A 14,700-nucleotide genomic window follows, 5' to 3' on the forward strand; every position below is an offset into this window, starting at 1 on the left:
ACTGAACATTAATCTTAGAGAAGAGGATACCTTTTCTTTTTTGATGCTGCTTTTCGTTTTTATTTTGAAACTAAACTCCCGTGCCGGACCCCTACTATCATATTTACAGATTGCCTAAACTTTCTCAAGATGAAGGCGCTTTCGTTATTTAATTGTAAACTCATTAGTAATGAGTTTACAATTATTTTAAAAGGAATTTCAAGATGAAATATGAGGATACCGAGGAAAAATACCACAAAAAAATGACGGAGGAATGAAACCCATTAACACAATTAGTTAGATTCCTGAGTAACGTAGAAAAAATGAATTTATTTTCTACGGTATTAGAAGGACTTGGGGGAGAACTTAAATTAATTTTAGCCTCGGATAATTTGAAACCATTAATTCTTCACTGGATAAAAACTCAAGAAACAGAGATTCTAGCTTATCTTCCTAAATGCCGTTCGCAAAATGGCAGCGAGGCACTTCGCTTCTGCCATTCTTTATCAGAAGAGAAACTGTCAGAAAACTCACCAGAAAAAAGTACTACCGACCTATCGATGTGGGCAAATTTTGAAAATCCCACTAAAATTCATTATAGTTACAAGCACCAGACCCGCCAGGAGCACGAATGAGCAATCGTAAAGCTAAACTTTCTTTTGAAAATCAGTTGGTTGAATTCCCTATTTATTCACCTTCCCTTGGTAAGGATGTGATTGACGTAAAGAGATTGGGCAATCATGGTGCCTATGCACTGGACGTTGGTTTTTACTCTACAGCAACCTGTGAATCAAAAATTACCTTTATCGATGGCGAGAAAGGTACTTTGCTGTATCGGGGGTATCCAATTGATCAATTAGCTGACAAATCGGATTATATGGAAGTTTGTTACTTACTTATGTATGGCGAGCTCCCAAACAAAGGAGAAAAGGAAAAATTTGTTCGCACGATTAAAGAACACACCAGCGTTTATGAGCAAGTGACAAAATTTTTCAATGGTTTTCACTATGACGCCCATCCCATGGCGATGGTGCTAAGCACCATCGGCGCACTTTCGGCTTTCTATCACGATGCGTTAGACATCACTAAACCGGTCGATCCCGAATTATCCGCCATCCGATTAATAGCCAAAATGCCCACGCTGGCCGCTATGAGTTATAAATATTCCATTGGTCAACCGTTTATGCATCCTCGCCGGGCCATGAATTATGCAGAAAACTTTTTACATATGCTCTTTGGCACCCCTTACGAAGAGACAGAACCCGACCCCGTCTTAGCTCGCGCGATGGATCGTATTTTCATCCTTCACGCCGATCACGAACAAAATGCGTCAACGACTACCGTTCGAGTCGCCGGTTCTACGGGAGCAAATCCGTTTGCTTGTATTTCGGCGGGTATTAGTGCTCTCTGGGGCCCTGCCCACGGCGGTGCTAATGAAGCTTGTTTAAATATGTTGAGGAAAATTGGTGACGAAAAAAACATCGGCCAATATATTAAAAAAGCTAAAGATAAAAATAACCCTTTTCGTCTGATGGGCTTTGGTCATCGCGTTTACAAAAATTACGATCCCCGCGCCAAAGTCATGCAGAAAACCTGCCATGAAGTCCTCGATGCCATTGGCCGCCACAATGAACCTTTATTTAAATTAGCGATGAAACTAGAAAAAATTGCCCTAGAGGATGATTATTTTATTGAGAAAAAACTTTATCCAAATGTGGATTTTTACTCCGGTCTGACGCTAAATGCCATTGGCATCCCTTCTAATATGTTTACAGTAATTTTCGCATTATCACGAACAGTGGGCTGGATTTCACATTGGATGGAAATGATGAGCAGTCCCGATCATCGCCTCGCTCGCCCGAGACAATTATATACCGGCAAAACAAAGCGAAAAGTAATCTCGTTGAATAAACGTCGAGCATAACAGCAGAAAAGAACTAAAGTTTCTTTCCTGGGTATAAACATCTGGTGGAACAACGACGGGATCCACAGAGATGTTATTGGCGGTATTTAACGTATGGTTACCGTAATCGTAAAAATCATATTCCGCAAATAAACTAACCCATCGACACAAATTTCGCGCTAAACCTACCCCTAGAACTACGCCCCATAAACTATGATGCGTTTGATCTTGCTAGGAAATGCTTCCACTAATCGTTGATTGTAAGACTGCGAAACCCTCCACCAATTTTGCATAGGACGCGCCCCATTTCAAATACAAGCGCAGAGCCAGTGTAATGTCAATCGCAAAAATTCCGATCAAATCAAGGTTATATTTTAAAAACAGTGTACTATCAATGACGGTGGCGGTGGTACTGCCAAAGCCCAGGAATAAAGAGCCGTTAAATCGCGCTTTTCATGAGTTACTCATCCCCGCAAAATTCAATCTAAATAATACGGGCGAATAAAATGATATTGAACCCCGACATGGGTCCCCCATAATGTGCGCCATACTGCCAAATTTCACTTTTGCATAATTCATTTCGCGGTACCCGTCATTGCGCGGTAAAGGTTCGTACCCGACAGCTAACGCGCTCCCGCTCCCGGCGAGAGAAAAAGCTTCCCATAAAATTCTTAATGTGATTGATAACCAGACTCTTCTTCTCCTACCCATGAATCTTTCTCCTTATTATCATCAATAATCCCTCTCACAACTTAGACTGAAAAATTGAGGCCAACCCCAGGAGGACCGAATAAGCATGAACACGGACATTTTGACGATAAGTATCGCCTCCATTACTCAGACTAATATTACTTAAACTGTTAAGACCGATACGGCGCAGTCGTAATAATTATATTCGGTAAAAATGCCGAACCAAGGGCAGAAATCATATCCCAATCCAAAACCCACAAGATAGCCCCACCCATTTTTATGAGTCGTCTGTTGAAGGGTAATGGTCGGAGTTAAAGCAGCCGGGTTGAAAACCGTCAATATGTGTCTAATTCGGGCGTAATCCCCTCTTTATATATTAAACGCGGGTTCGAAAGGTAATGTTGACTTCCTAGCTGAGCGGTTAAATCGAGATTACTTTTAATTCGAAATTGATTAATCAACTTAAAGATTAAATCCTCAACTGAGGGGGTTTGAAAAATAATAACGAAGACCGATATGCCCACCCGCGGTATATCCATTTTGATCAACATTACTAGCGAGATCGGAACGATAAAAGTCGGAGGGAGGCCCCATCCCCTAAATACCTCCCTTCATATTCAAAATTAGCCACATAGACACCGCCGAAACCGCTAATATAAATCACCCGTGGTGCAGACGGTGGAATTTCTGAACCACCCGCCAATGCGGCCGGCTATTTATCCAGAAGAAAGCGCGGAATAAAAGACATGAGGCCAGATATTTTAAGCGCTGTTTAATATTCATGAACCTTACTCCTTATTGTCATCAAACCTACGGAACTACACTGCAAACTCAAAAGTGAGACCCAAGCAGATAGTATAAGCACCCACTAGCACTTTTTGAGTGTAAACATCAACAACATAGAGAAGAGATGTTTCTCAATGTTTTTAAGTTATTTTCACCTAATCATAATAATCATATTCAGCAAAAAGACTCAAGCCTTACCCAAGGTCTTCTGCAATTCCCAATCCTGCAAGATAACGCCAGAGGTTTTTACTCAACTTCTGTTGGAAAACCGTTTGAAGTAAGTCAACACCAAACCACACCCTTTGAGTAACTTTGTGCTTTAATTTGGCATATGAAACGCCCAATTTGCCATACATATGCCTGCGCGGAGTTATGTCTGTCCCTAAAATACCCCCAAGGTCGACATTAGAATTAATACGAAATTGCCTTTGTAACAACAAAGAGAGCCCTTGGCCTAAAAATGTAAACGATTTAATGGATTCCCTGACGACTATTCTCTTGCGCACTCATTTCTAATCCCACATAAGAACGTTTTAAGGTGATAGCGAACACCTATTTGGCCACCCCCACCATAACCGAATTGCTTGCTATAGTATGTATAATTTTGAACATTCAACCGTGAGCCGATGCCATAACTCGACTCACGGTTGAAATGCGCCCCATAGATAGCCCAAAATACCGAGTGATATTATCCACGGGTTAAAAGAAGGAATTTCTGGACCACCTGCAAAGGCGTTAATCTTAAAATAAGAGGCAGGAAAAAAATAAAAATGCTTGATACGAGGGATCTCAAACTCCTTTTCATCTTCATCGCCTTAAACTGCTTTTAACAATCCATTCTTTCCGCATCATAATTCATTGTTCATGATAACTCAATATATAGGATCTCGTTAAAATTGAGGATTACGCATTTGAAAAATGCTCATAACCTTTTTTCGCTATGTTTATGGGCCGGTTTTGTGGATCGATCACCATCACACCCTCGCCTTGGATAATTTCTCCAATATAGCGACACTCGCAATCCAAGGAATGAAAAACTTCTTCTAATGGCTCACTTCTTTCTTTTGGAACAGTAAAACAAAGTTCATAATTATCTCCGCTGGCCAGCACGTATTCCCACACTTTTTTTAGAGGGCAGTATCGTTTAAAGCTGTCCGATAACGGCAAACGTTCAACGTAAATTTTCGCACCCACTTGGCTCGCTCGGGCCATTTTTTCAAGGTCCGCCACAACGCTATCGGAAATATCGATTGCCGCACTAGCAATTCCCCGCAAGGCTACACCCGCTTCGATACGAGGAGTGGGGCAGTTTAATCGCGCCAACAAAAAAGGATCTATTTTTTTATGTTGTTTTAATAACGCCAATGCTAAACCCGCGTCCCCTACCGTTCCCGTTAAGTAAATCAAATCTCCGACTGTCGCGCCGTTACGGCAAATCATTTCATTCTTTGGAATTAAACCCGTAGCCGTAATTGAAATGCAAAGCGGGCCTTCCGTCACATCGCCCCCGATGAGCGAAACTTGATAACGATCCGCCAGCGAAAAAAAACCTTCTGCAAACGCTTTCAGCCAAATCTCATTCGTTTTTCGAATGGTTAAAGCGAGTAAAGCCGTATGGGGAATAGCGCCCATGGAAGCGATATCGCTCAAACTAACGGCTAAAGCTTTATATCCTAAATCACGCGGCGGTGTATTTATTGAAAAATGCACTCCTTCCACTAGGGTATCCACAGAAATGACAACCTGCTGTTCCTTAGGTATTTCAATCACCGCAGCATCGTCACCGATTCCAACGACTACATTCTTCACTTGCTTTTTCGGTCGGTGAAAATAATTTTTAATAATCGTAAATTCTGTTAAAGGCATAAGAGAGTTATACCACAAGGAAATACCGGCTAAAAAATATTAAATTTTAATGTATGTCAATAGATTAAGCCAGTATTAATTGTAAGAAATAGTTGACAATAGATATGAGAATAGAAACAATTCAATTGTATATTATTTTAAATAATAGACAGTCGCCAAGTGAAGGGACAGGAACAATAGGGACAAATTTTATGGCTTCACTCAGTTCAAACCTTAAAACGCTAATGACCTCGCTCCAAATCAACGCAAGTGAGTTAGCCCGACGAACGGGGATCGCACAACCCATCATTCACAGATTATCAACGGGACAAAATACTAACCCTAAGTTAGCAACGATAAAACCTATCGCTCGCTACTTTATGGTGAATATCAGCCAGCTGATTGGTGAAGAACCGCTTTCTAGCGACCAGTCCCCTCAAGTAACAGGGAGTTATGGCACATGGAACCGTGTGCCTTTAATCTCCTGGAAGGATGCCACTAGTTGGCCTGAAGCTTTACCCCATTATCAAAGTTCGAACGAAGCTATGTATGTTACTACCGATGCAAATGTGAGTAAGCTTGCTTATGGCTTAATTATCCAGGGATGTGCGATGGAACCTTTATTTCCAAACGGAACTACAATTATTGTAGAACCCGAACGCAAACCCAAGGATCGAGACTTTGTGGTTGTACGCTTACAAGGAGAACCGAAAGCCCGCTTGAGGCAAATCATTACAGAAGGTAACGATCGTTACTTAAAATCATTAAACCCCGATCTTGAAAAGCTAGAAGTCGCGCGTTTAGCACAAGAAGATCAATTTCTTGGTGTGACGGCTCAGGCTAAGGTCGATTTTCTCCGTTAAAAAATTATCGGCCATAACTGGAACCAGCCGATAATTTTCGATAGTGCAGTGTTTGAGAATCTCAACGAGATTTCTTATTCCGCTTTCTAAACTTTTTTGGACCATGCGGTCCTCTACCTCTTGGCATTTTATACCCCCTTTCTTATCTCAGAACTTAATACATCCAAAACAGCATTGACATATTTATGCCCTGCTTGGGCCCCAAATTCTTTCACCAATTCCAGTGCTTCGTCAATCACTACTTTGTATGGTACCTCCTTCCGATAAAGCAGCTCGTAAATCGATAAGCGCAACACCGATAATTCGACTGGATTTAACGCGCTAATCTTCCGGTCCAAATGAGCTGTCATCAGTTCATCAATGACGGCAACCTGCTGAATCGTCCCTGTGACTAACTCTTTAAAATAAGCCACATCCGTATCCGAAAGCTCGTGCTCCTCCATAAATTGACTAATCAAAGCGTCCGGCTTCGTTTCGCAAAAGAACCATTGGTAAAGCGCTTGGAGGGCATAGCGCCGCGCATTATGGCGAATTTTATTTATCATGAGATATCTTCTGTTGTTTTTGCAAGCGGCGAATTTCATCACGGAATGCCTTAATATCCTGAAAACTTCGATAAACGGAAGCAAACCGCACGTAAGCCACTTCATCCAACGCTCGTAATTCATCCATCACTAATTCACCTAGCCATTGAGAACTTACTTCACACTCCCCTCGTGCTCGTAATTTATGAATAATCCGTTGAACAGCCATCTCAATCTGTTCAGTACTGATCGGCCGTTTTTCTAAAGCCTTTAATAATCCAGCACGCAATTTTTCTTCATCGAAAGCGCTGCGCCGACCGTCTCTTTTTATAATCCGAGGTAGATTTAATTCAGCCGTTTCAAATGTCGTAAAACGCTCTTGACACTCTAAGCATTCACGCCGCCGACGCACTTGCGTACCCTCTTCCACTAACCGGGAATCGATGACCTTCGTGTCTTCGGCATTGCAAAAAGGACAATACATCAGTCGAGTTCCTGATACACCGGAAATTTCCGACACAATTCATGGGCTTTTTGTTTGACATCGGCGATGACTTTTTCGTTATGAATATCATCTAAAATATCACAAACCCAATACGCCAATTGAGAAGCTTCTTTTTCTTTAAACCCTCGGGTGGTAATGGCGGGAGTGCCAATGCGAAGGCCGCTAGTCACAAAAGGCGAGCGGGTTTCACCGGGAACGGTATTTTTGTTAACTGTAATATTAGCTCGTCCTAAAGCCGCTTCGGCTTCTTTACCTGACATGTTTTTATCTAACAAACTCACTAAAAATAGGTGATTTTGCGTGCCGCCCGAGACAATCGTATACCCGCGCTCCTTCATCACCTCCGCCATTGCCTTAGCATTTTTTAAAATCTGTCGCGCATAAGTTTTAAATTCCGGTTGCATCGCTTCTTTGAAGGCGACTGCTTTGGCCGCAATAATGTGCATCAATGGTCCGCCCTGAGAACCTGGAAATACGGCGGAGTTTAAGCGTTTTTTCAGTTCAGGATTGGCCTTTGCTAGAATTAAACCCGCACGGGGGCCTCGTAATGTTTTATGCGTCGTTGTCGTCGTAACATCAGCAATTTGAACCGGCGAAGGGTAAACTCCGGCGGCTACTAAACCAGCCACATGCGCGATGTCAGTCATAAAATAGGCGTTAACGCTATCCGCGATTTCGCGAAAACGTTGCCAATCGACGACACCCGAAAAAGCAGAAAATCCGGCTAGGATAACTTTTGGTTTGCGCTCTTGCGCTAGTTTAGCTGCTTTTTCGTAATCAATATCACCATCCGCATTTAAACCGTAATGCACGGCTTTATAGAACTTACCTGAAAAACTGACGGGAGAGCCGTGGGTCAAATGGCCTCCATGCGACAAATCCATGGCAAGTAAAGTATCGCCTGGATTCATTAGCGCCATATAGGCCTCCGCATTGGCTTGCGAACCCGAATGAGGCTGAACGTTCGCATAATCCGCGCCAAACAGTTCCTTCGCTCGATCAATCGCCAATTGCTCGACAATATCGACGAATTCACAACCACCGTAATAACGCCTACCGGGGTACCCTTCGGCGTACTTATTGGTCAATAACGAACCCTCAAGTTCTAACACACGCGGACTGACATAGTTCTCCGAGGCAATCAACTCGATGTGGTACTCCTGCCGTCGCGCTTCGTCCCGAATCGCTCCTGCCAATTCTGGATCGAAACTCTCTACGGTCAACGTAAGGTCGTACATGACAAGCTCCTGCCAATGACTGAAACTACCATTCTACCTGGAACCCCGCCTCAGGGGGAAGTGTCCAATAAGTCTATATATTTCGCGCTGAAGACGCGGCCAAAAAAGATGATTCGTCTATATTTCGAAACAATGGAGAAAATATGTCTTTCTGGAAGTGGCTAAGCAAAATGATAAATCAAACGATGATGCTTTTGATTTTACGGCCACTTTCTAAGAAAAAGAGTAGCCGTGTGTAGCGAAGCGAAATACCGGGAACTAAAATATAATCCTGTATTTCGCTACCTTTCATACAGACTACCAGTTTTTCTTAATAATTGTAATTTAATACACTCTGCAATTTATCTGCCGCCACGATTTCCATCCCTTCCGGAAGATCTTTAGGCGCATTGGCTTTTGGGACTATCGCGCGTTTGAAGCCGTGTTTTGCCGCTTCTTTAATTCGTTCTTGTCCGCTCGGAACCGGACGAATTTCACCGGCGAGGCCAACTTCCCCAAAAACAATTAAATCTGGAGGTAATGGCTTACTTCGTAAGCTCGATAACACCGCTAATAAAACAGGAAGATCAGCGCCCGTTTCCACAATACGTAGACCGCCGACGGCGTTAACAAATACGTCTTGATCATAGGTAAGAACGCCACCGTGGCGATGCAATGTGGCTAATAACATGGATAAACGATTCTGTTCTAAACCGACGGTGACTCGGCGAGGATTTGCAAGATGGCTTTCGTCCAATAAGGCTTGCACTTCCACCAGCAAAGGGCGGCTGCCTTCCCACGTTACGGTAACCACGCTTCCAGAAACCGGTGTTTCATAGCGCGATAAAAAAATCGCCGAGGGATTATTCACTTGTTTCAATCCCGCGTTAGTCATTGCAAATACGCCAATTTCATTAACGGCGCCAAAGCGGTTTTTAACCGCGCGGATAACACGAAAACGACTGTCATTTTTCCCTTCAAAATAAAGGACGGCATCGACCATGTGTTCTAAAACGCGAGGGCCTGCAATAGCGCCCTCTTTAGTCACATGGCCCACGATAAACAAAGCGATTCCTTTTTGTTTCGCAAAACGCACTAATTGCGCTGCACTTTCCCGCACTTGACCTACTCCGCCAGGCGCTGAAGGAACGGTCTCGGTGTACACCGTTTGAATGGAATCGATTACCATCACTTGCGGATGGGATTGTTCCGCTAGCGCTAATATTTGCTCGATATGAGTTTCTGCCAACAGGGTTAATTTATCTCGAGGTAATTGCAGTCGCTGTGCTCGCAATGCAATTTGTTGCAATGATTCCTCACCACTGATATATAAAGTGGAATAATTGCTGCTAATTTTACACAAAATTTGCAGCAATAAAGTGGATTTACCCACACCTGGATCACCACCGATTAATACCACCGAATCAGAAACTAACCCTCCACCAAGGACATGATCAAATTCTGCAAGTCCCGTTGCCAACCGCGGTTGGGATTGCATGCTAACCTTACTTAGCAAAATAGGAACGGACTGCGCGCCCGCAAATCCACCCGCGCGATGCGTGGATTTTTTAACAGCTACTTCTTCAACAATGGAATTCCACTCTTCACAATCACGACACTGCCCTTGCCATTGCGCGTATTGCGCACCGCAATGCTGGCAGGAAAAAATAATTTTTGTTTTACTCATGGAGACGTTTACGAAGGTTGCTAAAATAAGGTTTTAAAAAATGAAGCAGGCCCCAAAAGGGTTAGAATCCATGCAGGGTCTATTAAGGAGGCTTCGATATCACAATGAATAAACCTGCAACTATTCTAAGTTACCAACTTAAAATAGTCAACAGAAGTAACCTTATTCTTAAAGCATGATTATTAAAAACAAACATTGGGGATTCTTCTCATTTTGGCTTGTTTTTTCTATTAGTCTTAATTTCTAAAAACTCTCGCCGTCCCGCGAAGGCGGAGACCCAGCGCACTACGTGCGCTGGGCGCTGAAAGTGGGCTAGGTTCCCGCCTTCGCTGGAATAACGAAGTTTAAAATTCGAATGGCTGGGATGTGGATAATGATAGAGGTCAGCGCACCCCTATTCTCTTCCTAACAACAACCGAGCCGCTTCTTTAGCAAAATAAGTAATAATAAAATCCGCTCCAGCGCGTTTAATAGCCAATAAACTTTCCATCATTGCTTTTGTTTCATCAAACCAACCTCGGGCGGCGGCTTTGATCATGCCGAATTCGCCGCTGACCTGGTAAGCACCGAGTGGAATGCTAGGAAAATGTTATTTAATACGACAAATAATATCTAAATAAGTTTGCGCTGGTTTAACCATTAAGAAATCCGCGCACTCAGCTACGTCCAATTCGGCTTCGCAAAAGGAGCCGTAAAAACTGGATGCGTATTTAACCGCATAACTGAGAACAGGAATCTCTGTGAACCCCACATGATACAGCCCCCAACGGATTGCCTGAACCATTCCGTCCATCATACCAGTTAGCGCAATCACATCAGCGCCAGCACGGACTAAACTGTGGTGGCTTGAGCCACTAATAATTTAAGGGTTTTGTCATTATCAACATCGTCTCATTACCGCGAATATTTTTAGACACAACACCACAGTGGTCGTGATCGGTATATTCTGCAAAAACACAAATCCGCAACAATTAAGAGCCGCGGTGCTTTCTTCCTAATTCGCTGAATCACCCGCTGAACAACACCATCGGGCTGCAAGACTGAGAAACCTGTTGCATCTTTAAAATCGGGGATGCCAAACAAGATAATCCCCGGTAATTGAGAAGCCTCAATTCGTTCAACTTCTTCATCGAGCTGATCGACGCTCCACTGAAAATGCCCGGGGATCGAGGCTATCGGGCTTTTGATTTTCTGCCCCGCTCGCACGAACAAAGGCAGAATGATATCTTTTACGGACAAACGATGTTCACTAATTAACTCGCGAAGTTCCGGGTGCTGGCGCAAACGGCGGAGCCGAACCCGAGGCATGGCATCAATAGTCATCGCGTAGTGATTTTCTTTTATCGAATGATCTTCCATTGTCCGTCGGGCATACGACAAGCTGTCCCGTAGGCTTTCTTGGTTTGACCGCCGATCGTAACTAAAGTTTGGTATTCCCGGCAATAACGGTGGTGTTGATGGTATTGACGAATCGGACGAACGGTATAAGTCACGTCATGACTGTTAGTCCAACTAGCTTGCTGGCCCACCGGCGTGCTCGTCACTGCACGAGCCATATTAATGCGATCTTGTTCATCCATTCGTTTACCGACGAAATTACCAACAACACCCCCACCCAGCGCACTGCCCAAAACACCGATCCACGCTCCCTCCCCATGAAAGAAAGCAGCCCCTAACAATCCGCCCGCTGCTGTCCCAGCAAGGGTCGCCCCAGGAATGTTGTTGCCAGGCGTACAGCCCGTCAAACCCACGGCTAAAATCGCCGTTGCTCCAATAGTTGCGATTTTCTTCATGGTTTCCTCTCTTTATTTAAGTAAAGAAGTGAATCCACCGGTTATCCTCACCAACAGACACATTTTTTCAAAATGATACCGCGTTTCCAATCCTTGATCAATATGTAGCACGCAGGCTCGCAGGAGAAGCCTTTGGAACGTTTGGCATTAACTGTTCAAAGTGTAGCTCAATAGCGTTCGGATATTTATGGTACTGTCTTGCTTCATCAATTGCTTAAAGCCCTTAGTTTAAGGGAAGGAAGATCGATAGAATATACTTTCCCTTTCCTACTCACGAAGTTTTTCAAAAGTCGCTCAATATCCCGTTGATTATTTAGCGGTTGAGTTTGTAAATGGATACAGCGGTGGGTTAAAGCCGGACTTAATGCTCGACGCCCCGCCAATGCTATGCCATTCCCGCTAAAAAAAGCTATAAAACCAGGTTGCCTAGGTGGCCGCTCCCGTGTAAGGGTTAATTCCCGACAAAACACTATTCAATATGCGCTCTTAAGGAATCGCTACAGCTATTTAATTCATCGATCCAAATGCTTCTTCCCTTCTCAAAGGCCTTTAAAATCTTTTGCTCTATAATCTTAGAAGTAGGCAAATTGGCTTCTAGCTTAATAAATTTAATGCAATTAATTGCTAACATACTAACATATCAACGCAGTCTTACACGTTCCCGGCAAACCTTTCCTTACGCGCTGTGCTTTTTGCTCGCCAGGATTTAGTACTGCACCCGCTAGAACATTTTTACGAGGAGTGCTATTCTGATTGAGGCTTGCCTCACACACCGACGCTAAGTTAGCGTGCGATATAAAAACAGTGTTATCATTTTCTATCCAATCAATATAATCAAATGGAGACTCGCTTTTGATTTCGTTGGCTTCAACAAGATTCTGAAAAAATTGAAGTTCTTTTGAAAATTGAAAAGAAAACTTTATATTACTTATCCGCTCTTCACAGTAGGCCAGCAAAGTCACGCGATGCACATTCTCGCAACCAATCGCCAGCGCGTCCAACAAAGTTCGAGTGCAAGCGATCGAACTCCCTTAAATATCGATAAGCGAAACCGCCGAGTATTGTTTTGCTTCAATTTTTTGATAAAGTCATCAAATGAATTGCTTTCTTCAGCCTATACAGTTAGCCAAACAATAAATTGTATATTTTGCTTTACGCTATTCTTACTGGTTTTAGGAAGGTAGTGTAGAAATTCTCTAATACTATTGTTAGTAATTGTTTGAAGAAAATAATTAATTAGATTAAGTATGGTTGATGGAAAAATAATCGACACTTCTCCTGAGAAAAAATCCTCATTAATTTTATTTTTATTTTTAAAATCAACTCTAATGCACTTTCTTGATCAGGAAGGAAGCACACGAAGTATGCAAATTCTTTAGGAAGAAAAATCCGAGAACTGATTTTCTTAAAAAGATAGAATTTCATCGCCGCTTCCGGGCAGGCTAGCATGCAAGCAGCAATTCCCTTCTTTGTATTATCTTTAAGCTCATCAAATAATCACTCTTTTCGCGTATTATCGGGGCAGGCCATCATGCACCAAGCGAGATCATGAGCGTCTAGAATCATATGTTTAAACTCTTCAAGCACTAATATTTTAGTGTGTTTGTTAGGGCGGGCTTTTATACAGTCTGTAAGCTACTCTGCGGCGGAAATCAATTGTTTATGTTTTTTGAGAATTGATAATTTGATTTTATCATCGAGACAAGCCCTCATGCAGCCAGACTCAAACCTGATTTAATTTTACTTTCATGAGTTTTCAAAACTGATAACTGATTCTATAACTCTGAACAGAAATGCAGACAACAAACAAGATCCGATTCGTCTCTGATTAAATCCTTGTGTTGCTCAAGTAGAACGGATGGTTCTCCTGGAAAAAGGGCAATACAACGAGATAAAAATATACACTGGTTATTTTATCCTCGTGGAGGTTAAACAGTTATAATCGCTGCTGTGGATCTCGGTATCCGCGCATTTGTATATTAAGATCATACCCATCGTCAATGACAGATTTATTTTCAATTTCGGCTCTCTGAATAACTTTTTCTCTTGGGTTCTTTTCTATTATTCGTCCTACTTCTGATTTAAAGATAATCATATCGCAAGCTGTCACGCTAACAAAAGCGATTGTTCCATTATCGAGATGAGCATACTCTCCCCCACCACAATTTTCCCATTAACTCTCCGTCAATCGCGCAAACAGAATCCTGGGGGACATGATAAATAGCAGCCAACTATTCAAAATCATCTACCGATAAAAAATCACACAGGTTATCCATCGGTTTGTGCGCTAAAGGGAAAGTAGTCTTTTTTACTGTTGGCCGATCGTCCTCTTCCTGCGAGACATACAAAGTAAAAACTATTGCATTGAACCAATACAAAATCTTTTCAAAATGTTCAATCTTCCTTAACTCTGATGAGGCTTTTCCAGTGATTACCAAAGCTTTTAATTTAAGGTGAAGCTAATGGCGCTGTAGCGTTTTGCCAGGGACGATTCTGGAGGGCTTGTGAAGGGTCTAAACAAAACACCACTGGCGATAGAACTCATCAAAATACGGCAGCCACGAAGAGCTCCTGAAGCAAGGCGATATTTTTGTAATAGAGACGGTTATCTTTTAACAAAGCTTAATTTCTTTCTATGATTAATATTAATACACAGGTCAAAAAATCATAAAAAAAGTAACCTAATGAAAAGTGCCCCTCCTTAAAGAGGGCGTTATAATGCGCCAACATAGAGTTTCTATTTTTAAAAAAAGGAGCAGGGCCATGAAAGATATTAAAATACTTGGTGTTGGTATTTATTGCAAAAGGGGTTTTTCAACTGTGTGGGATTGATGAGTGGGGTAAGGTGATCCACACGAGAGGGGTTAGGCGCTCAATATGTGTCCACTGTGGCAAGGCCTTAAGGTGG

Annotated in this window: 12 protein-coding genes and 6 pseudogenes; 6 read left to right on the forward strand and 12 right to left on the reverse strand. The window is 42.6% G+C overall.

The window, feature by feature from the left end; translation table 11 throughout:
- The first annotated feature begins 302 nt into the window (after positions 1 to 302).
- Positions 303 to 614 (forward strand): hypothetical protein, encoded by a 312-nt coding sequence (locus OWO34_RS09530; protein WP_323808270.1) that lies wholly within the window; start codon positions 303 to 305, stop codon positions 612 to 614.
- Positions 611 to 1,903, forward strand: coding sequence for a citrate synthase (gene gltA, locus OWO34_RS06310; RefSeq protein WP_267256929.1), 1,293 nt, complete (start codon positions 611 to 613; stop codon positions 1,901 to 1,903). Before OWO34_RS09530 ends, gltA begins: the two co-directional genes overlap by 4 nt.
- On the opposite strand, the pseudogene OWO34_RS06315 reads toward gltA, so the two are convergent.
- The 4 genes and pseudogenes from OWO34_RS06315 to thiL all read right to left on the reverse strand — a co-directional run bounded on the left by OWO34_RS06315 (position 1,847) and on the right by thiL (position 5,224).
- Positions 1,847 to 2,593 (reverse strand): annotated as a pseudogene (locus tag OWO34_RS06315) (outer membrane protein). The gene gltA and the pseudogene OWO34_RS06315 sit on opposite strands and share 57 nt — an antisense overlap.
- A 41-nt stretch (positions 2,594 to 2,634) precedes the next feature.
- Positions 2,635 to 3,355: pseudogene (locus OWO34_RS06320) on the reverse strand (outer membrane protein).
- Between the two features lie 197 nt (positions 3,356 to 3,552).
- On the reverse strand, positions 3,553 to 3,798 hold the full coding sequence (locus OWO34_RS06325) for a hypothetical protein (RefSeq protein WP_267256930.1): 246 nt from the start codon (positions 3,796 to 3,798) through the stop codon (positions 3,553 to 3,555).
- 463 nt (positions 3,799 to 4,261) lie between these two features.
- The gene (gene thiL, locus OWO34_RS06330; protein WP_267256931.1) at positions 4,262 to 5,224 is read right to left on the reverse strand and encodes a thiamine-phosphate kinase; all 963 of its coding nucleotides are present in this window, start codon (positions 5,222 to 5,224) and stop codon (positions 4,262 to 4,264) included.
- Between the two features lie 125 nt (positions 5,225 to 5,349).
- Between thiL and OWO34_RS06335 the strand changes: the two genes are divergently transcribed.
- Positions 5,350 to 6,066 carry a S24 family peptidase gene (locus tag OWO34_RS06335; RefSeq protein WP_267256941.1) on the forward strand — a complete coding sequence of 239 codons (717 nt, stop codon included), beginning with the start codon at positions 5,350 to 5,352 and terminating at the stop codon, positions 6,064 to 6,066.
- Between the two features lie 128 nt (positions 6,067 to 6,194).
- Here the strand turns inward: OWO34_RS06335 and nusB are convergent, their stop codons facing one another.
- The 4 genes from nusB to radA all read right to left on the reverse strand — a co-directional run bounded on the left by nusB (position 6,195) and on the right by radA (position 9,999).
- Positions 6,195 to 6,611: a transcription antitermination factor NusB gene (gene nusB / locus OWO34_RS06340; protein WP_267256932.1), complete on the reverse strand. Its 417-nt coding sequence runs from the start codon at positions 6,609 to 6,611 to the stop codon at positions 6,195 to 6,197.
- Positions 6,601 to 7,074, reverse strand: coding sequence for a transcriptional regulator NrdR (gene nrdR / locus OWO34_RS06345; RefSeq protein ID WP_267256933.1), 474 nt, complete (start codon positions 7,072 to 7,074; stop codon positions 6,601 to 6,603). Before nrdR ends, nusB begins: the two co-directional genes overlap by 11 nt.
- Positions 7,074 to 8,333 (reverse strand): serine hydroxymethyltransferase, encoded by a 1,260-nt coding sequence (gene glyA, locus OWO34_RS06350; RefSeq protein ID WP_267256934.1) that lies wholly within the window; start codon positions 8,331 to 8,333, stop codon positions 7,074 to 7,076. Before glyA ends, nrdR begins: the two co-directional genes overlap by 1 nt.
- A 310-nt stretch (positions 8,334 to 8,643) precedes the next feature.
- The gene (radA, locus tag OWO34_RS06355) at positions 8,644 to 9,999 is read right to left on the reverse strand and encodes a DNA repair protein RadA (protein ID WP_267256935.1); all 1,356 of its coding nucleotides are present in this window, start codon (positions 9,997 to 9,999) and stop codon (positions 8,644 to 8,646) included.
- A 104-nt stretch (positions 10,000 to 10,103) separates the two neighbouring features.
- Here radA and OWO34_RS09855 point away from each other — a divergent pair.
- Positions 10,104 to 10,246 (forward strand): annotated as a pseudogene (locus OWO34_RS09855) (hypothetical protein).
- A gap of 147 nt (positions 10,247 to 10,393) precedes the next feature.
- Here the strand turns inward: OWO34_RS09855 and OWO34_RS06360 are convergent.
- Positions 10,394 to 11,322, reverse strand: a pseudogene (locus OWO34_RS06360) (porphobilinogen synthase).
- Positions 11,323 to 11,339: 17 nt separating this feature from the next.
- Positions 11,340 to 11,792 carry a Dot/Icm type IV secretion system effector CoxDFB4 gene (gene coxDFB4, locus OWO34_RS06365; protein ID WP_267256936.1) on the reverse strand — a complete coding sequence of 151 codons (453 nt, stop codon included), beginning with the start codon at positions 11,790 to 11,792 and terminating at the stop codon, positions 11,340 to 11,342.
- On the opposite strand from coxDFB4, the pseudogene OWO34_RS06370 reads away from it, so the two are divergent.
- Positions 11,777 to 11,868, forward strand: a pseudogene (locus tag OWO34_RS06370) (hypothetical protein). The gene coxDFB4 and the pseudogene OWO34_RS06370 sit on opposite strands and share 16 nt — an antisense overlap.
- 556 nt (positions 11,869 to 12,424) lie before the next feature.
- On the opposite strand, the gene OWO34_RS06375 reads toward OWO34_RS06370, so the two are convergent.
- Positions 12,425 to 12,793, reverse strand: a complete 369-nt coding sequence (locus OWO34_RS06375) for a hypothetical protein (RefSeq protein ID WP_267256937.1) — start codon at positions 12,791 to 12,793, stop codon at positions 12,425 to 12,427.
- Between the two features lie 1,230 nt (positions 12,794 to 14,023).
- Positions 14,024 to 14,230 carry a hypothetical protein gene (locus OWO34_RS06380; protein WP_267256938.1) on the reverse strand — a complete coding sequence of 69 codons (207 nt, stop codon included), beginning with the start codon at positions 14,228 to 14,230 and terminating at the stop codon, positions 14,024 to 14,026.
- Positions 14,231 to 14,555: 325 nt separating this feature from the next.
- On the opposite strand from OWO34_RS06380, the pseudogene OWO34_RS06385 reads away from it, so the two are divergent.
- Positions 14,556 to 14,686, forward strand: a pseudogene (locus OWO34_RS06385) (IS110 family transposase); the annotation flags it as partial.
- Between the last annotated feature and the right edge of the window lie 14 nt (positions 14,687 to 14,700).

Origin of the sequence: Coxiella endosymbiont of Ornithodoros maritimus (assembly GCF_907164965.1) — a bacterium.
GTDB lineage: Bacteria > Pseudomonadota > Gammaproteobacteria > Coxiellales > Coxiellaceae > Coxiella.

Coding starts and splice junctions, on each gene's coding strand:
- glyA (WP_267256934.1), bottom strand. CDS start 8,333: ATGTACGACCTTACGTTGACCGTAGAGAGTTTCGATCCAGAATTGGCA.
- thiL (WP_267256931.1), bottom strand. CDS start 5,224: ATGCCTTTAACAGAATTTACGATTATTAAAAATTATTTTCACCGACCG.
- radA (WP_267256935.1), bottom strand. CDS start 9,999: ATGAGTAAAACAAAAATTATTTTTTCCTGCCAGCATTGCGGTGCGCAA.
- nrdR (WP_267256933.1), bottom strand. CDS start 7,074: ATGTATTGTCCTTTTTGCAATGCCGAAGACACGAAGGTCATCGATTCC.
- OWO34_RS09530 (WP_323808270.1), top strand. CDS start 303: ATGAATTTATTTTCTACGGTATTAGAAGGACTTGGGGGAGAACTTAAA.
- nusB (WP_267256932.1), bottom strand. CDS start 6,611: ATGATAAATAAAATTCGCCATAATGCGCGGCGCTATGCCCTCCAAGCG.
- gltA (WP_267256929.1), top strand. CDS start 611: ATGAGCAATCGTAAAGCTAAACTTTCTTTTGAAAATCAGTTGGTTGAA.
- coxDFB4 (WP_267256936.1), bottom strand. CDS start 11,792: ATGAAGAAAATCGCAACTATTGGAGCAACGGCGATTTTAGCCGTGGGT.